Raw genomic sequence first — 24,667 nt, 5'->3', positions numbered from 1 at the left:
GATGTGCGGTGGGATCGGTTTGTGCCGTCGTTTACGGCGTTGCGGCCGTCTCGACTGTTCACCGAAATCCCCGAAGCGCAGCCCGGGCAGGGCGAGGACGCCCCGACCCGCGAGGACCGGGGCGCGGCGACGGCGCTGCGCGAGCGGCTGGCCGCCGCCTCCGGGCCGGAGCGCGACCGGATCCTGCTCGACCTGGTCCGCGGCACCGCCGCGGCGGTGCTCGGCCACGCCACACCGAGCGGGATCAGGCCCAGCCGTGGCTTCCTCGAACTGGGCTTCGACTCGCTCACGGCGGTCGAGCTGCGCAACCGGCTGACCGCCGAGACGGGCATCGGGCTGCCCGCCACCCTCGTCTTCGACCACCCCACCCCGAACGCGCTCGCCGGGCACCTGCGGGCCGAGCTGGCGCCCGAGCAGCCGGCGTTGCCGATCGTGGCGGAGATCGAGCGCCTCGACCAGCTCCTCGGCGGCCTGCCCGGCGACCAGGTCGACGACGCGGTCATCGGCCGGCTGGAGGACCTGGTGGCCAGGTGGCGGGGGCGACCCGCCGCCGTCGCGCCGGCGCCGGCCGCCGGGCAGGAGTTGGAGTCGGCGAGCCGGGAGGAGTTGTTCGACATCATCCAGCGCGAGTTCGGCAAGTCCTGACCGGACGTGAGGAGTCCCCGACGGCACGGAAAGCCGTGACCTGACCGGCGTCGGCCAGGTCACGGCCGCCTAGGGGTCCGCGCGGCCCGTCTAGGGGTGTGCCTGCGTGGACCCGGCTCCGTAGGGTCGGAGCCCGTCAGGCCGTCTCGCCATGCCCACCGGCAGCGAGCGGTGCGGATGTGGGTGCGTGCGGTACCCCGGATGGACGGGAGGTCCGCATGGCCGGATCCGGCCTGCCTCAGTTGCTCGCCATCAGTGACCTGCACGTGGTCCACGCGGAGAACAAGGCCATCGTCGAGCGGCTGCGGCCGGAGCGGGACGGCGACTGGCTCATCGTCGCCGGGGACGTCGGCGAGTTCGTCGCCGACATCGAGTGGGCGCTGGGACTGCTCAGCCGCCGGTTCGCCAAGGTGATCTGGGCCCCCGGCAACCACGAGCTGTGGACGCCCCGCGAGGACCCGGTGCAGCTGCGCGGGGACGCGCGCTACCAGCACATGGTGCAGCTCTGCCGAGGGCTCGGGGTGGTCACCCCGGAGGACCCGTACCCCGTGTGGGACCCGCAGGGCGACGACCCGGTCCTCATCGCGCCGCTGTTCCTGCTCTACGACTACAGCTTCCGGCCGGCGGGGACGTACACGAAGGAGCAGGCCCTGGCGCGGGCCCACGAGGTCGGCGTGGTCTGCACCGACGAGATCCTGCTGCATCCGGACCCGTACCCGACGCGGGACGCCTGGTGCCGGGCGCGGCTGGCCCTGACCGAGCGCCGGCTGACCGCGGAACGCGACGGGCTGCCCACCGTCCTGGTCAACCACTTCCCGCTCGTGCGGGAACCCACCCGGATCCTGCGGTACCCGGAGTTCGCCCAGTGGTGCGGCACCGAGGCCACGGCGGACTGGCACGTCCGTTTCGACGCCCGCGTCGCCGTCTACGGCCACCTGCACATCCCGCGCACCACCTGGTACGACGGGGTCCGGTTCGAGGAGGTCTCGGTCGGCTACCCACGGGAGTGGCGCCGCCGCTCGACGCCGCCCGGACGGCTGCGCCGCATCCTGCCGGCGGTCACCGGACAGCCCGCCTGAACGGCCGTCGCGATGCTGGTCCCCGCTTCGTCCGGGACCAGCCGCGACGGCCCTCACGGGCCAGTCGATCAGGGGTTCTCTAGGGGTTGGGCGCGTGATGGGCGCTCAGTACCGTCCAGTCACGGTGGCGGGCATGTGTCGGCGGGACGGCCCGGCGTGGCGGGCGCCTGAGCAGGCACGACAACCGGAATCAGGAACAGGTGTCGGGTTCGTGGCCGAGCGGCCGTGTCTCCCACCCACCTGTGCACGAGGCCGGTCCGTCGGCGGTGGTGTGGTCAACGAATCGGCAGATTCCGATCGATAGCAAGCTCTGGGCGGGTGGGTCATGGCGGACGAAGACAAGCTCCTCGAACACCTGAAGTGGGTGACCTCCGAGCTCCGCCTGGCGCGCCGGCGCCTGACCGAGCTGGAGAACGAGGACGCCGAGCCGATCGCGATCGTCGGCATGGCCTGCCGGTTCCCCGGCGGGGTCGCCTCGCCGGAGGACCTCTGGGACCTCGTCGCGGGCGGCGTGGACGCCACCGGCACCTTCCCCGACGACCGGGGCTGGGACCTCGACGGACTCTACGACCCCGACCCGGACCACCCCGGCACCACCTACAGCAACCGCGGCGGCTTTCTGCGCGACGCCGGCCTGTTCGACCCGGCCCTGTTCGGCATCTCGCCGCGCGAGGCGCTGGCCATGGACCCGCAGCAGCGGCTCCTGCTCGAGGTGACCTGGGAGGTCTTCGAGCGGGCCGGCATCGACGCCACGTCGGTGCGGGGCAGCCGTACCGGGGTGTTCGTCGGCACCGCCGGGCAGGACTACACGTCCGTGCTGCGGCAACTGCCCGAGGGCACGGAGGGCTACGTTCTCACCGGCACGGCCGCGAGCGTCATGTCCGGCCGGCTGGCGTACTCCTTCGGGCTGGAGGGGCCGGCCGTCACGATCGACACCGCCTGCTCCTCCTCGCTGGTCGCCCTGCACCTGGCCGGTCAGGCCCTGCGCGACGGCGAGTGCTCCCTCGCCGTGGCCGGCGGCGTCACCGTGCTGGCCACCCCCGGCGCCTTCGTCGAGTTCTCCCGCCAGCGGGGGCTCGCCTCCGACGGGCGGTGCAAGGCGTTCTCCGCCGACGCCGACGGGACCGGCTGGTCCGAGGGCGTCGCGATGCTGCTCGTCGAGAAGCTCTCCGACGCCCGACGCAACGGGCACCCCGTCCTGGCGGTGATCCGGGGCAGCGCCGTGAACCAGGACGGCGCCAGCAGCGGCCTGACCGCCCCCAACGGTCCCTCGCAGCAGCGGGTCATCCGGCAGGCGCTGGAGAACGCCCGCCTCACCCCGGCCGACGTGGACGCCGTCGAGGCCCACGGCACGGGCACCCGGCTCGGCGACCCGATCGAGGCGCAGGCGCTGCTCGCCACGTACGGCCAGGGACGGCCCGCCGACCGGCCGCTGTGGCTGGGGTCGCTGAAGTCGAACATCGGTCACCCGCAGGCCGCGGCCGGCGCCGGCGGCGTCATCAAGATGGTGATGGCGATGCGGCACGGCGTGCTGCCGCCCACCCTGCACGTGGACCGGCCGTCCCCGCACGTCGACTGGTCGACCGGGGCCGTGTCCCTGCTCGACGAGGCGCGCCCGTGGGCGGGCGGCGACCACGTCCGCAGGGCCGGCGTGTCGTCCTTCGGCATGAGCGGCACGAACGCCCACCTGATCCTGGAGCAGGCGCCGGCCCCCGACCCGGCCGACGAGGAGGCCGCCCCGTACCGCCCTCGCGCCGTCGCGCCGGTGCTGCTCTCCGCCGCGCAGCCGGCCGCGCTCTCCGCCCAGGCCGACCGGTGGGCCCGCTGGCTCGCCGACGACGAGGAGCCGCGCCCGCTCGACGTGGCGTGGTCGTCGGTGGTGTCCCGCTCGGCGCTCGACCGGCGCGCGGTGGTGCTCGCCGACGACCGGGCGGGCCTGCTGGCGGGCCTGGCGGCCCTGGCGGCGGGGGAGTCGTCGGGCACGGTCGTCACGGGCCAGGCCGGGGACCGGGGTCCGCTGGCGGTGCTCTTCTCCGGCCAGGGCGCGCAGCGCGCCGGCATGGGCCGGGAGCTGTACGGCGAGTTCCCCGTCTTCGCCGCCGCCCTCGACGAGGCGTGCGGGCACCTGGACCGGGTGCTGCCGCGCCCGCTCAAGGAGGTGCTGTTCGCGCCCGAGGGCTCCGCCGAGGCGGAGCTGCTGGACCAGACCGTGTTCACCCAGGCCGGTCTCTTCGCCGTCGAGGTGGCGCTGTTCCGGCTGGTCGAGTCGCTCGGCGTCGCGCCGGACTTCGTGGGCGGGCACTCGATCGGCGAGATCGCCGCCGCGCACGTGGCCGGGGTGCTGTCCCTCCAGGACGCCTGCCTGCTCGTGGCCGCGCGGGGCCGGCTGATGCAGTCGCTGCCCGACGGCGGCGGGATGCTCGCCGTGGCCGCCGACGAGGCGGCGGTGGCGGAGTCGATCGCCGGGCTGACCGACCGGGTCGGCGTCGCGGCCGTGAACGGCCCGACGTCGGTCGTGGTCTCCGGCGCCGTCGACGCCCTCGACGAGGTCGAGCGGGTCTGGCGCGACCGGGGCGTGCGTACCCGCCGGCTGACGGTGAGCCACGCGTTCCACAGCCCGCTGATGGAGCCGGTGCTGGAGCGCTTCCGCGGCATCGTCGAGCGGCTGGCCTTCGCCGCCCCCACGCTGCCGATCGTGTCGAACCTGACCGGGGCGCTCGCCGACGCCGACGAGATCCGTACCCCCGAGTACTGGGTGCGGCACGTCCGCGAGGCCGTCCGCCACGCCGACGGGGTCGCCGCCCTGCGCGACGCCGGGGTCGACACGTTCCTGGAGATCGGCCCGCAGAGCGTACTGACCGCGATGGTGGCGGACGTCCTGCCCGACGACGACGTGCTGGCCGTCGCCGCCCAGCGTCGGGACCGGCCGGAGGCGCAGGCGCTGCTGGCGGCGCTGGCCGAGCTGCACGTGCACGGCGTGCCGGTCGCCTGGCAGGAGTGGTTCGCCGACACCGGCGCCGCCCGGGTGGACCTGCCCACGTACGCCTTCCAGCGGGAGCGGTTCTGGCCCGAGGTGCTGCCGTGGCGGGTCGGCGACGTGTCGGGCGCCGGCCTCGGCGTGGCGGGGCATCCGCTGCTCGGCGCGGCGGTGCGTCTCGCCGGCGACGACGAGGTGGTGCTGACCGGCCGGTTGTCGGTGTCGACGCACCCGTGGCTGGCGGACCACGTCGTCGGCGACGCCGTGGTGGTGCCGGGCACGGCGCTGGTGGAGCTGGCGGTGCGCGCCGGCGACGAGGTGGGCGCGTCGCGGGTACGGGAGCTGACCGTGGCGGCGCCGCTGGTGCTGCCCGAGTCCGGCGCGGTCCGCGTCCAGGTGCGCGTGGGCGCGGCCGACGACGCCGCGGTCCGCTCGGTGTCCGTCTACTCCCAGCAGGAGGACGACGACGACACCGAGTGGACGCGGCACACCGAGGGCCTGCTCGAACCGGTGTCGGTCGACGAGCCGGGCGTCGGCGCGTGGCCGCCTCCGGGCGCCGCCGAGGTGGACCTGAGCGGGTGGTACCCGGCGCTGGCGGAGCACGGCCTGTCGTACGGCCCGGTGTTCCAGGGCGTGCGGCGCGCCTGGACGGCCGGCGACGAGGCGTACGCCGAGGTGGCGCTGCCGGACGGCGTGGCCGGGGACGCGAGCGCGTTCGGGGTGCACCCGGCGCTGCTGGACGCCGCGCTGCACCCGGTGGCCCTGCTGCTGGCGTCGGAGCCGGCGGGCGGGCCCCGCGTGCCGTTCGCGTTCGAGGGCGTGCAGGTGCACGCCTCGGGCGCCAGGACGCTGCGGGTGCGGCTGACCCGGGACGGCTCCGGGGTGCGGCTGGTGGCCTGCGACGGCTCGGGCGCGCCGGTGGTGTCGGTGGACTCCCTGGTGCTGCGGGAGATGACCCCGACGTCGAGCCGCGGCGCCGCCGCCCGGTCGCTGTACGAGGTGACCTGGCAGGCCGAGCAGATCGAGGGCGTCGACGACCTCGCGGGGTGGACGGCGCTGGGCCGACCGGCCACGGACGCGCTGCCGCAGCTGCCGGTCTTCGCCGACGTGGCGGCGCTGGCGGCGGGCGGGGCGACGGCCCGGCGGGTGCTGCTGACGGTGCCGGCCGGCGAACCCGACGCCGCCGTGCCGCAGGCCGTACGGGCGGTCACCGGCTCCGTCCTGGACGCGCTGCGCTCCTGGCTCGCCGCCGAGGCGCTGGCGGACACGAAGCTCGTGGTGGTGACCCGCGGCGCGGTGGCCGCCGCAGACGACGACCAGGTCACCGACCTGGCGGCCGCCGCGGTCTGGGGCCTGCTGCGCTCGGCGCAGTCGGAGCACCCGGGGCGGATCGTCCTCGCCGACGTCGACGGCGAACTGACCCCCGCGACCCTCGCCGTGCTGGCCGGGGCGGCGGTCGACCCGTCGGCCTCCGGCGGGCAGCTCGCGGTGCGGGGCGAGCGGACCCTCGTGCCGAGGCTGGCACGGCCCGTGGGCGACGAGCTGACGCCGCCGCCCGGACCGTGGCACCTCGCCCCCGTCACTCCCGGCACCCTGGACGGGATCGGGCCGGTTCGGGCCACGCCCGTGGAGTTGGGCGCGGGCCAGGTGCGCATCGCGGTGCGCGCGGCCGGCGTGAACTTCCGCGACGTGCTGATCGGCCTGGGCATGTACCCGGATCCGGCGGCCGTGATGGGCAGCGAGGGCGCGGGCGTCGTGGTCGAGGTCGGTCCCGGCGTGACCGACCTGGCGCCCGGCGACCGGGTGATGGGCATGTTCGAACTCGGGTTCAGCCCGCAGGCGGTCGCCCACCGGGAGCGCGTCGCCAAAATGCCCGCCGGCTGGAGCTTCACCCAGGCGGCCTCCGTCCCCCTGGTCTTCCTGACCGCGTACTACGCGCTGCGCGACCTGGCCGGCCTGCGGGCCGGTGAGTCGGTGCTGATCCACAACGGCGCGGGTGGCGTGGGCATGGCCGCCATCCAGCTCGCCCACCACCTCGGCGCCACCGTCCACGCCACCGCCAGCCCCGGCAAGTGGGGGGTGCTGCGGGGCCTGGGGGTGGCCGAGGAGCGGATCGCGTCGTCGCGGACCACGGAGTTCGAGCAGGTCTTCGGTGTGGTCACCGGCGGTGCCGGCGTGGACGTGGTGCTCGACGCGTTGGCCGGTGAGTTCGTCGACGCGTCGCTGCGGCTGCTGCCGCGCGGCGGCCGGTTCGTGGAGATGGGCAAGGCCGACGTGCGCGATGCGGAGACGGTCGCCGCCGAGCACCCCGGCGTGGCCTACCGCGCGTTCGACCTCAACGAGGCGGGCAGCACCCGCATCGGCGAGATGCTGACCGAGATCCTCGACCTGTTCGCGCGGGGCGCGCTGCGGCCGCTGCCCGTACGGGCCTGGGACGTGCGCCAGGCCCGGCAGGCGCTGCGGCACGTCAGCCAGGCCCGCCACGTCGGCAAGGTCGTCCTGCGCATCCCCGCGCCCGTGGACCCCGACGGCACCGTGCTGGTCACCGGCGCGGCCGGAACCCTGGCCGGCGTACTCGCGCGGCACCTCGTCACCACCGGCCAGGCCCGCCGCCTGCTGCTGGCCTCCCGCCGCGCACCCGGCCGCGACGGCGACGACGACTACGCCACCCTGGTCCGGGAGTTGACCGACGCGGGCGCCGACGTCACCGCCGTTGCCGTCGACGTCAGCGACCCCGCGCAGGTCAGTGAGCTGATCGCCGGGATCGACCCCGCGTACCCGCTGACGGCGGTGGTGCACACCGCCGGCGTGATCGCCGACGCGACCATCGGTTCGTTGGACGAGTCCGCCCTACGTACGGTGCTGGTGCCGAAGGTGGACGCCGGGTGGGCGCTGCACGAGGCGACCGCGCACCTGGACCTGTCGGCGTTCGTGCTGTTCTCCTCGGTGGCGGCCACCCTCGGCTCGCCGGGGCAGGGCAACTACGCGGCGGCCAACGCGTTCCTCGACGCCCTCGCGCAGCACCGCCGGCAGCAGGGGCTGCCCGCCACCAGCCTCGCCTGGGGCATGTGGGCCACCGACAGCACGATGACCGCGCACCTCGACGGCGACGACCAGCAGCGGCTGCGGCGGGTCGGGATGAGCCGGCTTTCCCCGGCCGAGGGCGCCGAACTCTTCGACGCCGCCCTGCCGGCGGTCCAACCGGTCGTCGTCGCGGCCCGGCTCCACGTCACCGGCGAGGCGAGCCACGTACCGCCGCTGATGCGGCACCTGCTGCGCGGCGGCGGCCGGCGCCGCACGGCCACCGACCAGCCGACCGCCGGTACGTCGTGGCGGGACCGGCTCGGCGGCCTGTCCGAGGCGGACGCCCGGCAGGCCCTGGTCGACCTGGTCTGCGGCCAGGCCGCCACGGTGCTGGGGCACGCCTCGGCGCAGGCGGTCCCCGCCGCGCGGGCCTTCAAGGACCTCGGGTTCGACTCGCTGACCTCGGTGGAGCTGCGCAACCGGCTCGGCGCCGCCACCGGGCTGCGGCTGACCGCCACGCTGGCCTTCGACCACCCCACCCCCGCCCGGCTGGCCGACCACCTGTTCCAACAGCTCGGCCAGTCCACCGGGGCCGGCCCCACGGTCCGCACCGTCGTCACCGCCGACGCCGACGAGCCCATCGCCATCATCGGCATGGCCTGCCGCTACCCCGGCGGCGTCGCCACCCCCGAGCAGCTGTGGCAGCTCGTCACCTCCGGGGCCGACGCGATCGGCGAGTTCCCCACCGACCGCGGCTGGGACCTCGACCGGCTGTACGGCACGGACGGCGACCAGGCGGGCGGCACCGTCACCCACCAGGGCGGCTTCCTCTACGACGCGGCCGACTTCGACGCCGGCTTCTTCAACATCAGCCCCCGCGAGGCCCTCGCCATGGACCCGCAGCAGCGGCTGCTGCTGGAGACCGCCTGGGAGAGCTTCGAGTACGCCCGCATCGACCCCGCCACGCTCAGCGGCACCGCCACCGGTGTCTTCATCGGGGCCGCCTCCTCCGGCTACGCCACCAGCGGACGCGACGACCTGGACGGCCTCGAGGGGCACCTGCTGACCGGAACGGCGGGCAGCGTCGCCTCCGGGCGGGTCGCCTACACGTTCGGCCTCGAAGGCCCGGCGGTCACCGTCGACACCGCCTGCTCCTCGTCCCTCGTGGCGCTGCACCTCGCCGCCCAGGCGCTGCGTGGCGGCGAGTGCGACATGGCGCTGGCCGGCGGGGTGGCGCTGATGGCGCAGCCCGGCATGTTCTCCGAGTTCTCCCGGCAGGGCGGGCTCGCCCCGGACGGGCGGTGCAAGGCGTTCGCCGCCGGCGCGGACGGCACCGGCTGGTCCGAGGGCGTGGGAATGCTGCTGGTGGAGCGCCTGTCCGACGCCCGGCGCAACGGGCACCGGGTGCTCGCGGTGGTGCGTGGCTCCGCGATCAACCAGGACGGCGCGTCCAACGGGCTGACCGCCCCGAACGGCCCGTCGCAACAGCGGGTGATCCGGCAGGCCCTGGAGAACGCGCGGCTGACCCCGGCCGACGTGGACGCCGTCGAGGCGCACGGCACCGGCACCACCCTCGGCGACCCCATCGAGGCGCAGGCGGTGCTGGCCACCTACGGGCAGGACCGCGCCGGCGGGGAGCCGCTCTGGCTCGGCTCCATCAAGTCCAACATCGGTCACTCGCAGGCCGCGGCGGGTGTGGCCGGCGTGATCAAGATGGTGCTGGCGATGCGGCACGGCATGCTGCCGCCGACCCTGCACGTGGACGAGCCGTCCCCCCACGTCGACTGGAGCACCGGGGCGGTCGCCCTGCTCACCGACGCGCGGCCGTGGCCGGCGGTGGAGCGGCCGCGCCGGGCGGCGGTGTCGTCGTTCGGCATCAGCGGCACCAACGCGCACACCATCATCGAGCAGGCGCCCGACGAGGCGGCCCCGGCGGCGCCCCCGCCGGCCGGGGACCTTCCCGGCCTGGTCGGGCCTGCCGCCGTGCCCCTGCCGGTGTCCGGCAGGAGCCCTCTCGCGCTCCGGGCGCAGGCCGCCCGCCTCGGCGAGCTGCTCGCCGGCGACGCCGCGCCGGAGCCGCTCGACCTCGGGTTCTCCCTGGCCACCCAGCGGGCCCACCACCCGTACCGCGCGGTCGTCGTGGCCGCCGACCGCGACGACGCGGTCACCCGACTGGCCGCCCTGGCCTCCGCCGACAGCTCGCCGGCCGGCGTTGACGCCGCGCCGAAGGTCGTCTTCGTCTTCCCCGGCCAGGGCTCCCAGTGGAAGGGGATGGCGCTGGACCTGCTGGAGACCTCGCCGGTCTTCCGGCAGCGGATGGGGGAGTGCGCCGAGGAACTGTCCCGGCTGGTGGACTGGTCCCTCGAGGACGTGCTGCGGGAGGCGCCCGGTGCGCCGCCCCTGGACCGGGTGGACGTGGTCCAGCCCGTGCTCTTCTCCGTCATGGTGTCCCTCGCGCAGCTCTGGCGCTCGTGCGGCATCGAACCGGCCGCCGTCGTCGGGCACTCGCAGGGGGAGCTCGCCGCCGCCTGCGTCGCCGGCGCGCTGACCCTCGCCGACGCGGCGCGGCTCGTCGTGGCGCGCAGCCGCGGCCTGCTGGCGATCGCCGGCCGGGGCGGCATGGTCTCCGTCCCGCTCCCGGCCGCCGACACCGAGCAGCTCATCGCGCCGTGGCGGGGGAGCCTCTCCGTCGGCGCCCTCAACGGCGCCGCCGTGACCGTGGTGGCCGGCGACTCGTCGTCGGTCGCCGAGCTGCTCGCGCACTGCGCCGAGCGCGGCATCCGCGCCCGGCGGGTCGCCGTCGACTTCGCGGCCCACAGCGGCCACGTCGACGCGATCCGCGACGACGTGATCACCGGGTTCGGCACCGTCGACCCGCGGTCCACCACCGTGGCCTTCCACTCCACCGTCACCGGCGGGCTGATCGACACCGCCGAACTCGACGCGGACTACTGGTACCGCAACCTGCGTGAGACCGTCCGGCTCGCGCCGGTCGTGGACCAGCTGATCGACCAGGGCTTCCGGGCCTTCGTCGAGGTCAGCCCGCACCCCGTGCTCAAGGTGGCCGTCCAGGACTCCCTCGACCGGGCCACCGGCGTGGGCGTGGTGGTGGGCTCGTTGCGCCGCGACGAGAACGGGCCGCACCAGCTGCTGGCCAACCTCGGCGATCTGCACGTCGCCGGTGTGCCCGTCGACTGGGCGCGGGTGTTCGCCGGCTCCGGCGCCGCCCCGGTCGACCTGCCCACGTACGCCTTCCAGCGGGACCGGTTCTGGCCGGCGGTCGACCGCTCCGCGGCCGGCGACGTGTCGGGCGCGGGGCTGGGCGCGGCCGGACACGGACTGCTCGGCGCGGCGGTGCGCCTCGCCGGCGACGACGAGGTCGTGCTGACCGGCCGGCTGTCGGCGTCGACGCACCCCTGGCTGGCGGACCACGTGGTCGGCGGCGCGCTGGTGCTGCCGGGCACCGCCCTGGTCGAACTCGCGGTACGCGCCGGCGACGAGGTCGGCGCCTCCCGGGTCCGGGAGCTGACCGTCGCCGCGCCGCTGGTGCTGCCGAACTCGGGCGCGGTCCGCGTGCAGGTGCGCGTCGGCGCGGCCGACGGCTCCGGCGCCCGGCCCGTGACGGTGCACTCGCAGCCCGACGGCGACCCCGAGGACGCGTGGACGCGGCACGCCGACGGCCTGCTGGAGCAGGCCGCCGACGAGCCGACCGTGGGCCCCTGGCCGCCCACCGGGGGCACCGAGGTGGACCTCGTCGGCTGGTACCCGGCGCTCGCGGAGCACGGCCTGGCCTACGGGCCGGCGTTCCGGGGCCTGCGGCGGCTGTGGACCGCCGGCGACGAGGCGTACGCCGAGGTCGCCCTGCCGGACGAGGCGGCCGGCGACGCCGCCGCCTTCGCCGTGCACCCGGCGCTGCTGGACGCCGCACTGCACCCCGTCGGGCTGCTGCTGACCGAGCGGACCGGCGGACCGCGCGTGCCGTTCGCGTTCGAGGGCGTGCAGGTGCACGCGTCCGGCGCCAGGGCGCTGCGGGTACGGCTGACCCGGGCGGGCTCGCGCGTGCGACTGGTGGCCGGCGACGAGTCCGGCGCGCCGGTGGTGTCCGTCGAGTCACTCGCCCTGCGGGAGATGACCGCCACCACCGGCGCGGAGACCGCGGAGCGGTCGCTGTTCGAGGTGACGTGGCAGCCCGAGCCGGTCACCCCGGCGCGGGACGTCGCCGGCTGGGCGCTGCTCGGCGACGGGGACGCCCCGGCGGGCCTGGCCACGCCGGTGTTCCCGGGCGTCGACGAACTGACCGCGGCGGTCTCGGCCGGATCGGTCGAGGCGCCCCGCGCGCTGGTCCTCCCGGTCCACGCCGGTACGCCGGAGGGCGACCTGCCCGACCTCGTCCGTACGGTCACCGCCCGGGTCCTGGCCGTGGTGCGCTCCTGGCTGGAGAGCGACGCCCTGGCCGACACGACGCTGGTGGTGCTGACCCGTGGCGCCGTGGTGGCCACCCCGGCCGACTCGGTGCGGGACCTGCCCGGCGCGGCGGTCTGGGGTCTGCTGCGTTCCGCGCAGTCGGAGCACCCGGGGCGGATCGTCCTCGCCGACGTCGACGGCGAGCTCACCTCCGCCACCCTCGCCGTGCTGGCCGCCGTGGCCGAGGACCCGTCGACCACCGGCGGCCAGGTGGCCGTGCGCGGCGACGAGGTCCGTACCCCTCGCCTGGGCCGGCCCGCCGGTCCGGCCGCCGACGAACTCGTCCCGCCGGCCGGGCTGTGGCGGGTCGGAGCGGTGAGCCCTGGCACCCTGGACGGCGTCGGCATGGTGCCTGCCACGGCCGTCGCCCTGGACGCCGGTCAGGTACGCATCGCCGTGCGCGCCGCCGGGATGAACTTCCGGGACGTGCTGATCGGCCTGGGGATGTACCCGGATCCGGCTGCGGTGATGGGCAGCGAGGGCGCCGGCGTCGTGGTCGAGGTCGGTCCCGGCGTGACCGACCTGGCGCCCGGCGACCGGGTGCTCGGCATGTTCGAGCCCGCCTTCGCCCCCGAGGTGATCGCCACCCGCGACCTCGTCGCGAAGATCCCCGACGGCTGGTCCTTCGCCCAGGCCGCGTCCGTGCCGGTGGTGTTCCTGACCGCGTACTACGCGCTGCGCGACCTGGCCGATCTGCGGGCCGGCGAGTCGGTGCTCATCCACAACGGCGCGGGTGGCGTGGGCATGGCCGCCATCCAGCTCGCCCGGCACTGGGGCGCGACGGTGTACGCCACCGCCAGCCCCGGCAAGTGGGGGGTGCTGCGCGGCCTGGGGGTGGCCGAGGAGCGGATCGCGTCGTCGCGGACCACGGAGTTCGAGCAGGTCTTCGGCGCGGTCACCGGCGGTGCCGGCGTGGACGTGGTGCTCGACGCGTTGGCCGGCGAGTTCGTCGACGCGTCGCTGCGGCTGCTGCCGCGCGGCGGCCGGTTCGTGGAGATGGGCAAGGCCGACCTGCGCGACCCGGACGTGGTCGCCGAACGGCACCCGGGCGTGACCTACCGCGCGTTCGATCTCAACGAGGCCGGGCACCGGCGCATCGGCGAGATGCTCACCGAGCTGCTCACCCTCTTCGCGCAGGGCGCGCTGCGGCCGCTGCCCGTACGGGCGTGGGACGTGCGCCAGGCCCGGCAGGCGCTGCGGCACATGAGCCAGGCCCGGCACATCGGCAAGGTCGTCCTGCGGGTGCCCGCCCCCGCCGACCCGGACGGCACCGTGCTCATCACCGGCGCCGGCGGCGCCCTCGCCGGCGTGTTCGCCCGGCACCTCGTCACCACCGGTCAGGCCCGGCACCTCCTGCTGGCCTCCCGGCGTGGCCCCGAGCAGTACCGGGACCTGGTCGAGGAGCTGACCCGCGCCGGCGCCCGGGTCACCGTCGGCACCGCCGACGTGGCCGACCCCGCGCAGGTGACCCGGCTGCTGGAGCTGGTCGAGCCGGCGCACCCGCTGACCGCGGTGATCCACACCGCCGGGGTGATCGCCGACGCGACCATCGGCTCGCTCGACGCGCCGGCCCTGCACACCGTGCTGACGCCGAAGGTGGACGCCGGCTGGGCGCTGCACGAGGCGACCCGGCACCTGGACCTGGCCGCGTTCGTGCTGTTCTCCTCGGTGGCGGCCACCCTCGGCTCGCCGGGGCAGGGCAACTACGCGGCCGCCAACGCGTTCCTCGACGCCCTCGCCCGGCACCGCCACGAGCAGGGCCTGCCCGCCACCAGCCTCGCCTGGGGACTCTGGGCCACCAGCAGCGCCATGACCGCCCACCTGGGCGGCACCGAACACCGTAAGGCGATCCGCGCCACCAGCGCCCCGCTGACCGACCAGCAGGGCGTGGCGCTCTTCGACCTGGCGCGGCAGCGCGGCAACGCGCACCTCGTCCTCATGAACCTGCCGCCGGCAGCGTCGCGACCGACCGGCCAGACCGTGCCCAGCCTGCTGCGCGACGTGGTCCGGGCCAGCGGGCCGGCCCGGCGCGCGGTGGGCCGTGGCCCGGCGGACACCGCCTCGGTGCGGGACCGGCTGGCGATGCTCAGCCCGGCGGAGCGGCGCTCCCACCTGCTCGACCTGGTGGCCGCCAGCGTGGCCGCCGTGCTCGGGCACCGCTCGGCGGAGACCGTCGACGCCCAGCGCGCCTTCAAGGAGCTGGGCTTCGACTCGCTCACCTCGGTGGAACTGCGCAACCGACTGTCGGCCGCGACCGGGTTGCGGCTGCCCGCGACCGTGGCGTTCGACTACCCGACCCCGGTCGTGCTCGCCGAGTTCCTCGACCGGGAACTCGGCGGCGCGGCGGCCGTGGACCGCCCCGCCGCGGTCGGCACCGCCGCCGCCCTCGACGAGCCGATCGCCATCATCGGCATGGCCTGCCGGTTCCCCGGCGACGTGCAGACCCCCGAGCAGCTCTGGGACGTGGTCACCGCCGGCGCCGACGTCATCTCACCCTTCCCGACCGACCGGGGCTGGAACCTCGACGACCTGCGCGTCGGCGGCGAGGACGGCGGCGCCGTACCGCGCCAGGGCGGCTTCCTCCACGACGCCGCGCAGTTCGACGCCGCCTTCTTCGGGATCTCCCCCCGCGAGGCCCTCGCGATGGACCCGCAGCAGCGGCTGCTGCTGGAGACGTCCTGGGAGGCCTTCGAACGCGCCGGGATCGACCCCCACACGGCGCGGGGCAGCAGCACCGGCGTCTACGTCGGTCTCATCTACCACGACTACGCCTCCCAGGCCGCCGGCACCGACGACGAACTGGGCGGCCACGTCGGCAACGGCAGCGCCGGCAGTGTCGCCTCGGGCCGGATCTCGTACCTGTTCGGCCTGGAGGGCCCCGCCGTCACCGTCGACACCGCCTGCTCGTCGTCGCTGGTGGCGCTGCACCTGGCCACCCAGGCGCTGCGCCAGGACGAGTGCCGGCTCGCGCTCGCCGGCGGGGTGAGCGTCATGTCCACCCCCGGCATGCTCACCGAGTTCTCCCGGCAACGCGGCCTGTCGCCCGACGGGCGGTGCAAGGCGTTCGGCGCGGGCGCGGACGGCACCGGCTTCGCCGAAGGCGTCGGCATGCTCCTGCTGGAGCGCCTCTCCGACGCGCAGCGCAACGGCCACCGCGTCCTCGCCGTCGTACGCGGCAGCGCGGTGAACCAGGACGGCGCCAGCAGCGGCCTGACCGCGCCGAACGGCCCCGCCCAGCAGCGGGTGATCCGGCAGGCGCTGGCCAACGCCCGGCTCGCCACCACCGACGTGGACGCCGTCGAGGCGCACGGCACCGGCACCGCACTCGGCGACCCGATCGAGGCGCAGGCGCTGCTGGCCACGTACGGGCAGGGCCGGCCGCAGGACCGGCCGCTGTGGCTGGGTTCGGTCAAGTCGAACATCGGCCACGCCCAGGCTGCGGCCGGGGTCGCCGGCGTGATCAAGATGGTGTTGGCGATGCGGCACGGCATGCTGCCGCCGACCCTGCACGCCGAGAAGCCGTCCCCGCACATCGACTGGACGGCCGGTTCGGTCGCCCTGCTCACCGAGGCGCGGCCGTGGCCGGCCGCCGACCGGCCCCGCCGCGCCGCGGTGTCGTCGTTCGGCATCAGCGGCACCAACGCGCACACCATCATCGAGCAGGCCCCGGAGCCCGTCCCGGCGCAGGCCGCACCGCCCGCCACGGGCGTCCCCGGCGACCTCGTCGCCTGCGTCCTCTCGGCCCGCGACGACGCCGCCCTGCGCGAGCAGGCACGCCGGCTGCGGATCCTGGTCGACGACGAGCCGGACCTGACCGTCGCCGACGTGGGCCGGGCGCTCGCCACCGCCCGGACCGCGTTCGAGCACCGCGCGGTGCTGCTGCCCGGCGACCGCGACGGAATGCTCGCCGCCCTCGGCGCGCTGGCCGACGACGAGCCCTCGGCCGCCGTCGTGCGGGGGGTCGCCCGCAGCGGCCGGACCGCCGTCCTCTTCTCGGGGCAGGGGGCGCAGCGCGCCGGCATGGGTCGCGAGTTGTACGCGGCCTTCCCGGTCTTCGCCGCCGCCCTGGACGAGGTGTGCGGCCACCTGGACCCGCTGCTGCCGCGCCCCTTGCGGGAGGTGCTGTTCGCCGCCGAGGGCTCCGCCGAGGCGGGACTGCTGGACCAGACGGTGTTCACCCAGGCGGGGCTGTTCGCCGTCGAGGTGGCGCTGTTCCGGCTGGTCGAGTCGCTCGGTGTCGTACCGGATCTGGTGGCCGGGCACTCCATCGGCGAGGTGGCCGCCGCCCACGTCGCCGGCCTGTTCAGCCTGGCCGACGCGTGCGCGCTGGTCGCGGCGCGTGGCCGGCTGATGCAGGCGCTGCCCGCCGGCGGGGGCATGCTGGCCGTGGCCGTCGACGAGGCCGCGGTGGCCGGGTCGCTCGCGGGCCTGACCGACCGGGTCGGCGTCGCGGCGGTGAACGCCCCGGCGGCCGTGGTGGTCTCCGGTGCCGTCGAGGCCCTGGACGAGGTGGAGCGGGTCTGGCAGGAGCGGGGCGTCCGTACCCGCCGGCTGACCGTCAGCCACGCGTTCCACAGCCCGCTGATGGAGCCGATGCTGGCCGAGTTCCGGCAGGTGCTCGACGGGCTGACCTTCCACTGGCCCGTCCTGCCGATCGTGTCGAACCTGACCGGTCAGGTCGCGGACCCCGACGAGATCGGCACCCCCGACTACTGGGTCCGGCATGTCCGGGAGACCGTCCGGTTCGCCGACGGGGTCGCAAGCCTGCGCGAGCGCAACGTCCGTACGTTCCTGGAACTGGGCCCCGACGCGGTGCTCGCCGGCATGGTGGGCGCCTGCCTGCCGGACGACGGGACCGCCCCGCCGGCGACGGTCGTGGCGACGCTGCGCCCCGGCCGGCCCGAAGCGGCGTCGCTGGTCACCGCGCTGGCGCAGCTGTACGCGCACGGCACGCCGGTCACCTGGACCGCCCTCCTGCCGGCCGGGACCCGCCCGGTCGACCTGCCGACGTACCCGTTCCAGCGGCAGCGCTTCTGGCCGGCCGTGGGACGGCTGCGCGCCGGCGACGTCAGCGGCGCCGGCCTCGGCGTTGCGGAGCACGGGCTGCTCGGCGCGGCGGTGGACCTGGCCGGCGACGACGAGGTCGTGCTGACCGGTCGGATCTCCCTGACCACGCACTCCTGGCTGGCCGACCACGTGGTCTCCGGCGTCACGCTGGTCCCGGGTACGGCGCTGGTGGAGTTGGCCGTACGCGCCGGCGACGAGGTGGACCTGCCCCGGCTGCGCGACCTGACGGTCCTGGTGCCGCTGCTGCTCCCCGAGTCCGGCGCCGTACGGATCCAGGTGCGGGTGTCCGCGTCGGAGTCGCCGCAGCGCCCCGTCGCCGTCTACTCCCGCCCCGACGACGACCCCGAGGCCGGCTGGACCCGGCACGCGGAGGGCGTGCTCGAACCGGCGACGGCCGACGAGCCGCGGACGGCCGCCGCCTGGCCGCCCGCCGACGCCGCCGAGGTGGACCTGGCCGGCTGGTACCCGGCGCTGCTCGGGCACGGCCTGGCGTACGGCCCGGTGTTCCAGGGGCTGCGCCGGGTGTGGACCGGCGGTGACGACGTGTACGCCGAGGTCGTCCTGCCGGACGAGGCGGCGACGGAGGCGGCACGCTTCGGCGTGCACCCGGCGCTGCTGGACGCCGCTCTGCACCCGATCGGGCTGCTGCCCGGCACCGAGGAGTCGGGCCGGCCGCGCGTGCCGTTCGCGTTCGAGGGCGTGCAGGTGCACGCCTCGGGCGCGGGGCTGCTGCGGGTGCGGTTGACCCGGAACGGATCCGGGGTGCGGCTGACCGCCTTCGACGAGGCGGGCGCGCCGGTGGTGTCGGTGGACTCCCTCGTCCTGCGGGAGCTGACCGGCGTGGCCGCCGCGAGCGCCGCGTCCCGCTCGCTGTTCGAGGTGGCCTGGCAGGCCGAGGAGGCCGAACCGGTCGACGACGCGTCGGGCTGGGCGGTGCTGGGCGGGCCGGCCCTGCCGGGCGTCCCCGGCGGTCCCTCCGCCGAGACGATCAGCCAGTTGCGGGCCGCGATCGACGCCGGCATCGCGCCACCGCGCCTGCTGCTGTTCACGCCGCCGGCCGCGCACGACGACGCCGACCCGGCGCAGGCCGTACGCGCGGTGACCTCCGACGTGCTGGGTCTGGTGCAGGCCTGGCTGGCCGTCGACGCGCTGGCGGACTCGAAGCTCGTGGTGGTGACCCGGGGCGCGGTGGCCGTCCGCGACGAGGACCGGGTGACGGACCTCGCGGGTGCGGCCGTGTGGGGTCTGCTGCGCGCGGCGCAGTCGGAGCACCCGGGCCGCATCGTGCTGGCCGACGTCGCCGACGCGATGAACCCCGGCGTGCTGGGCATCCTGGCGCACTTCGCCGCGGACCCGGCCGGCGGCCAGCTGGCCGTCCGTTCCGGCGAGGTGTTCGTGCCGCGCCTGGTGCGCGCGGTTGCCCCGGCGTCGGCGGAGGCGCCGGTCGTGGGTGACGGCGCGGTGCTGGTGACCGGTGGTACGGGTGCGTTGGGCGCGTTGGTGGCGGAGCACCTGGTGTCGGTCCACGGCGTGCGTTCTCTCGTGCTGGTGTCGCGGCGCGGCCCGGAGGCCGCCGGTGCGGGCGAGCTGTCGGAGCGGCTGACGGCGCTTGGCGCCGCCGTGCGGATCGTCGCGTGCGACGTGACGGACCGGGAGCAGGTGTCCGCTCTGGTCGGTGAGGTCGTTGCCGACGGCCGGTTGGCGGGTGTGGTGCACACGGCCGGTGTCCTGGACGACGGGGTGATCGAGCGGGTCACCGATGAGCGTCTTGCGGGGGTGTTGGCGCCGAAGGTGTCGGCGGGTTGGTTCCTGCACGAGGCGACGGCGTCGCTGGACCTGGACTTGTTCGTGGTGTTCTCGTCGGTGGCGGGTGTGTTGGGTTCGCCGGGGCAGTCGGCGTACGCGGCGGGTAACGCGTTCCTGGACGGGTTGGCGGGGTACCGGCGGCAGCTGGGTCTGCCGGCGGTGAGCCTCGCGTGGGGCATGTGGGACACCGCAGGCATGGCCGCGTCGATCGGCGGCAACGACCGGGCCCGGACGGCCCGTGCCGGACTCCGGCCGATGAACGCCCGCACCGGGTTGGAGCTGTTCGACGCCGCGGTGGGCGCGGAGCGGGCGGTGCTCGTGCCGGCCGCGATCGACGTACCTGCGCTGCGGGCGGCGGCCTCCGGCGCGGTCGTACCGCCGATGCTGCGCAACCTGGTCGACGTGGCGACGACCCGCCGCCGCGCCGGGCAGGGCGGCGGCGGCTGGGCCGACCGGCTCACCGGCCTCAGCGCCGAGGACGGCCTCGCGCAGGTCGACCAACTGGTGCGCGGCCTGGTCGCGCAGGTGCTCGGGCACGGCGGCGCCGAGGCGGTGCCGGCGGACCGGGCGTTCAAGGACCTGGGCTTCGACTCGCTGACCGCCGTCGAGCTGCGCAACCGGGTGAACGGCGCGACCGGCCTGCGTCTCACCTCGACGCTGGTGTTCGACTACCCGTCCCCGCAGGTCCTGGCGGCCCACGTGTACGCGGAACTCGCCGGCACCCGGCCCGGCACCGTCGCGCCCGACGAGGCGACGGCCGGCGACGCCGACGAGCCGATCGCGATCGTCGGCATGGCCTGCCGCTACCCCGGCGGGGTGGAGTCTCCCGACGAGCTGTGGAAGCTGGTGAGCACCGGCGGGGAGGGCATCGGGGAGTTCCCGGCCGACCGGGGCTGGGACCTGGAGTCGCTGTACGACCCGGACCCCGACCACGCCGGCACCTCGTACACCCGGCACGGCGGCTTCCTGTACGGCGCGGCGGAGTTCGACCCCGGCTTCTTCGGGATCTCGCCGCGCGAGGCCCTGGCGATGGATCCGCAGCACCGCCTGCTGCTGGAGGCGTCGTGGGAGACGTTCGAGTCGGCGGGCCTGGACCCGTCGGGCCTGCGGGGCAGCCGGACCGGCGTGTTCGCGGGCGTCATCTACCACGACTACTCGACGCGGCTGATGGAGACACCCGAGGTCGAGGGCTACATCGGCACGGGCAACTCGGGCAGCGTGCTGTCGGGCCGGGTGGCGTACACCTTCGGCCTGGAGGGCCCGGCGGTCACCGTCGACACGGCGTGCTCGTCGTCGCTGGTGGCCCTGCACCTGGCCGTGCAGGCGTTGCGCAGCGGTGAGTGCGACCTCGCGCTGGCCGGCGGCGTGACGGTGATGGCGACGCCGGGGACGTTCGTGGAGTTCTCGCGGCAGCGGGGTCTGTCTGCCGACGGCCGGTGCAGGTCGTTCGCCGCGTCGGCCGACGGCACGGGCTGGTCCGAGGGCGTCGGTGTGCTGCTGGTGCAGCGCCTCTCCGACGCGCGCCGCGAGGGCCGGCGGATCCTGGCGGTCGTACGCGGCAGCGCCGTCAACCAGGACGGCGCGTCGAACGGTCTGACGGCGCCGAACGGCCCGTCGCAGCAGCGGGTGATCCGTCAGGCGCTCGCGTCGGCGCGGCTCTCCGCCGCCGACGTGGACGTGGTCGAGGCGCACGGCACGGGCACGACGCTGGGCGACCCGATCGAGGCGCAGGCCGTGCTGGCCACCTACGGGCAGGACCGGCAGGGCCGGGAGCCGCTGTGGCTCGGCTCCATCAAGTCGAACATCGGCCATGCCCAGGCCGCGGCCGGCGTCGCGGGTGTGATCAAGATGGTCATGGCGATGCGGCACGGTCTCGTGCCGCCGACCCTGCACGTGGACGAGCCCTCCCCGCACATCGACTGGACGGCCGGGGCGGTCGCCCTCGCCACCGAGCCCACGCCGTGGCCGCAGGTGGACCGGCCGCGTCGGGCGGCGGTGTCGTCGTTCGGCATCTCCGGCACCAACGCCCACGTGATCATCGAACAGCCGCCCGCCGAGGTGGTCGAGGGCGAGATCGTCGCCGACGATGTGCCGCCGGTGGCGCCGGTGCTGCTGTCCGCCCGCGACGCGGCCGGGCTGTCGGCGCAGGCCGGCCGGTGGGCGCGCTGGCTGTCGGCGGACGGGCAACTGCGCGCGGTGGACGTGGCGTGGTCGTCCGTGGTGTCGCGGTCGGCGTTGGAGTACCGGGCGGTCGTGTCCGGTACGAGCCGGGACGAGCTGCTGGCGGGCCTCACGGCGGTGGCGTCGGGCGAGCCCTCCGGGACCGTCGTGACCGGTTCCGCCGCCGCGCGCGGACAGCTCGCGCTGCTCTTCTCGGGTCAGGGCGCGCAGCGCGCGGGGATGGGTCGGGAGTTGTCGGCCGGGTTCCCGGTGTTCGCCTCCGCCCTCAAGGAGGTGTGCGCGCACCTGGATCCGTTGCTGCCGCGTCCGTTGCGGGAGGTGCTGTTCGCGTCGGCGGGTTCCGCCGAGGCGGGGTTGCTGGATCAGACCGTCTTCACGCAGGCGGGGCTGTTCGCGGTCGAGGTGGCGCTGTTCCGGCTGGTGGAGTCGTTCGGGATCGTGCCGGACATGCTGGCCGGTCACTCGATCGGCGAGATCACGGCCGCGCATGTCGCGGGCGTGTTGTCCCTGGCGGACGCGTGTCAGCTCGTGGCCGCGCGGGGTCGGTTGATGCAGGCGCTACCCGCCGGCGGCGGGATGCTCGCGGTGGCGGCCGACGAGGCGGCGGTGGTCGAGTCGATCGCGGGCCTGGGTGCGCGGGTCGGCATCGCCGCCGTCAACGGGCCGGCGGCCGTGGTGGTTTCCGGCGCCGTCGAGGCCCTCGACGAGGTGGAGCGGGTCTGGCGGGAGCGGGGTGTGCGGACGCGCCGGTTGACGGTGAGTCACGCGTTCCACAGCCCGTTGATGGAGCCGATGCTCGACGAGTTCCGTGCGGTCCTGGACGGGTTGACCTTTGCCGCGCCGATGCTGCCGATCGTGTCGAACGTGACCGGTGTGCTGGCCGGCGACGAGATCCGTACGGCCGGGTACTGGGTGCGGCACGTGCGTGAGGCGGTGCGCTTCGCCGACGGGATCGCGGCCCTGCGCGACGCGGGCGTGGACACGTTCCTGGAGGTCGGGCCGCAGAGCGTGTTGACCGCGATGGCGTCGGACGTGCTGCCCGACGACGAGGACGTGCTGGCCGTGGCCGTGCAGCGTCGGGACCGGCCGGAAGCGCAGGCGCTGCTGCACGCCCTGGCCGAGTTGCACGTGCACGGGGTGCCGGTGACCTGGCGGCCGTGGTTCGCCGACTCCGGCGCGCGGCGGGTCGACCTGCCCACGTACGCCTTCCAGCGGGAACGCTACTGGCCCGCGCCGTCGGGGCGGCTACGACAGACGGCCACCCACGGCGTCGACGCCGACTTCTGGGACGCGGTGGAACGCGCCGACCTGACCGCCCTCGCCGCGCAGTTCGGCGACGACGGCGCGGCCCTGGACGCCCTCACCCCGGCCCTGCCGGTCCTGTCGACCTGGCACCGGGCGCGTACGCGGCGGGCGGTCGTGGACGCGTGGTCGTACCGGGTCGGATGGAAGCGGACCGACATCACCGCCGATCCGGCGCGCCCGGGCGTGTGGCTGCTCGTGACGGCGGAGGACGACCTGACGGACGGCACCCGCGCGGAGGCGGCCACCAAGGCCCTCGCCGAGGTCGGCGCCGACGTGGTCCGGCTGACCGTCGACCCGGTCGGCACCGACCGGGCGGGACTCGCCCGCCGGCTGGCCGACGCGCTGGCCGACGGACCCGTCACCGGCGTGCTGTCCCTGCTCGGCCTCCGCGACCAGCCGCACCCCGCCCACCCGGCCGTACCGGTCGGGACGGCCGCCACGCTGCTGCTGCTCCAGGCCCTGCACGACACCGGGACGACGGCCCGGCTGTGGTGCCTGACCCAGGGCGCGGTCAGCACCGGCGACGGGGACGCCGTGCACGGCGTCGCCCAGAGCGGGTTGTGGGGCCTGGGGCTCGTGGCGGGCCTGGAACACCCCCAGCTCTGGGGCGGACTCGTGGACCTGCCCGAGCAGGTCGACGCGACGGCCTGGGACCGGGTGGCGCGGGTGGTGACCGGCGCCGGCGACGAGGACCAGCTGGCCGTACGTCCCTCCGGGGTGTTCGTCCGCCGACTGGTCCGTGCGGCACCCGCCGCCCCCGACACGGCGGAGCGGTGGCGGCCGTCCGGCACGGTGCTGATCACCGGTGGTACCGGCGCTCTGGGCGCCCACGTCGCCCGGTGGGCGGCGGCCAACGGGGCCGCGCACGTCGTGCTGACCAGCCGTCGGGGCGAGCGCGCCCCCGGGGCGGCGGAGCTGCGCGAGGAGCTGACCGCGCAGGGCGTACGGGCGTCGGTCGTGGCCTGCGACGTGGCCGACCGCGACCAGGTGGCGGCACTGCTGGCCCGGCTGGACGAGGACCCCGCGCCGTTGACGGCCGTGGTCCACGCGGCGGGTGCCGGCGAGCCCGGCCTGATCGCCGACACCGACCTGGCTGCGTTCGCCGGCGTGCTCGACGGCAAGGTGGCCGGCGCGGTGCACCTGGACGCGCTGCTCGGCGACCGGCCGTTGGACGCCTTCGTGCTGTTCGCCTCCATCGCCGGGGTGTGGGGCAGCGGCGGGCAGTCCGCGTACGCCGCCGGCAACGCCTTCCTGGACGCGCTGGCGGAGCAGCGTCGCGGACGGGGCCTGCCGGCGACGTCCGTGGCCTGGGGGCCGTGGGCCGACGGCGGCATGGCCACCGGCGAGGCCCAGCAGCTGCTGGCCCGGCGCGGCCTGACCGCGATGGCACCGGCCGACGCCGTGCACGCCATGCGGTACGCCGTCGGCCTGCCCCGGGCGGCGCTGACCGTGGTGGACGTCGACTGGGCGGTCTTCGCCCCGGCGTACGCCTCGGCCCGCCCCCGGCCGCTGCTCGACGACGTCGCCGAGGCCCGCGAGGCGCTGCACGCCCAGGCCGGGGAGCAGCAGCCGGGCGGGGTCGCCGACGCCCTGCGGGAGCACCTGCTCACCCTGCCCCGGCCCGAGCGGGTCCGGCACCTGGTCGACCTCGTCCGTACCCACGCCTCCGCCGTGCTCGGCCACTCGGGCACGGACCGGGTCAAGCCGCAGCGCGCCTTCAAGGAACTCGGGTTCGACTCGCTGACGGCGGTCGAGCTGCGTAACCGACTGACCGGGGCCACCGGCCTGTCGCTGCCCGCGACCCTCGTCTTCGACTACCCGAACCCGGCCGTGCTCGCCGAGAACCTGCTCGACGGCCTGCTGCCCGAGGGGGCGCAGGCGGACGACGGCGACCCGGCGGAGGTGGCCGTCCGGCAGGCGCTCGCGGCGATCCCGCTGACCCGCCTGCGGGAGGCCGGGCTGCTGGACCTGCTGCTCAACCTCGCCGACGCCGACGGCGGCGATGGTGACGAGTCCACCGACGAGGCCCTGGACCTCGACGAGCTCGACACCGACGCCCTCGTCAGGCTGGCGCTTGACGGAACCGATTCCTGACCGTTGTCCCCAGTACGGAGCTCAT

The 24,667-nt window shown here is 75.8% G+C and carries 3 protein-coding genes; all 3 read left to right on the top strand.

Annotation, left to right across the window (positions count from 1 at the left end; translation table 11 throughout):
* On the top strand, positions 1-645 hold a 645-nt coding region (locus tag ACTMS2_RS28425; RefSeq protein WP_441178130.1), incomplete at its 5' end, for a phosphopantetheine-binding protein.
* 218 nt (positions 646-863) lie between these two features.
* Complete coding sequence (locus ACTMS2_RS28420) at positions 864-1,724, top strand: metallophosphoesterase family protein (protein WP_441178129.1); 861 nt, start codon at positions 864-866, stop codon at positions 1,722-1,724.
* 325 nt (positions 1,725-2,049) lie between these two features.
* Entirely contained in the window at positions 2,050-24,642 is a 22,593-nt protein-coding gene (locus ACTMS2_RS28415) for a type I polyketide synthase (RefSeq protein WP_441178128.1), read from the top strand.
* Positions 24,643-24,667: the final 25 nt, after the last annotated feature.

The organism is Micromonospora sp. SD12 (assembly GCF_052068495.1).
GTDB lineage: Bacteria > Actinomycetota > Actinomycetes > Mycobacteriales > Micromonosporaceae > Micromonospora > Micromonospora echinofusca.
Note: the sequence above shows the minus strand (reverse complement) of the source record. Positions and strands in the feature narration are given on the sequence as shown.

Coding starts and splice junctions, on each gene's coding strand:
- ACTMS2_RS28420 (WP_441178129.1), top strand. CDS start 864: ATGGCCGGATCCGGCCTGCCTCAGTTGCTCGCCATCAGTGACCTGCAC.
- ACTMS2_RS28415 (WP_441178128.1), top strand. CDS start 2,050: ATGGCGGACGAAGACAAGCTCCTCGAACACCTGAAGTGGGTGACCTCC.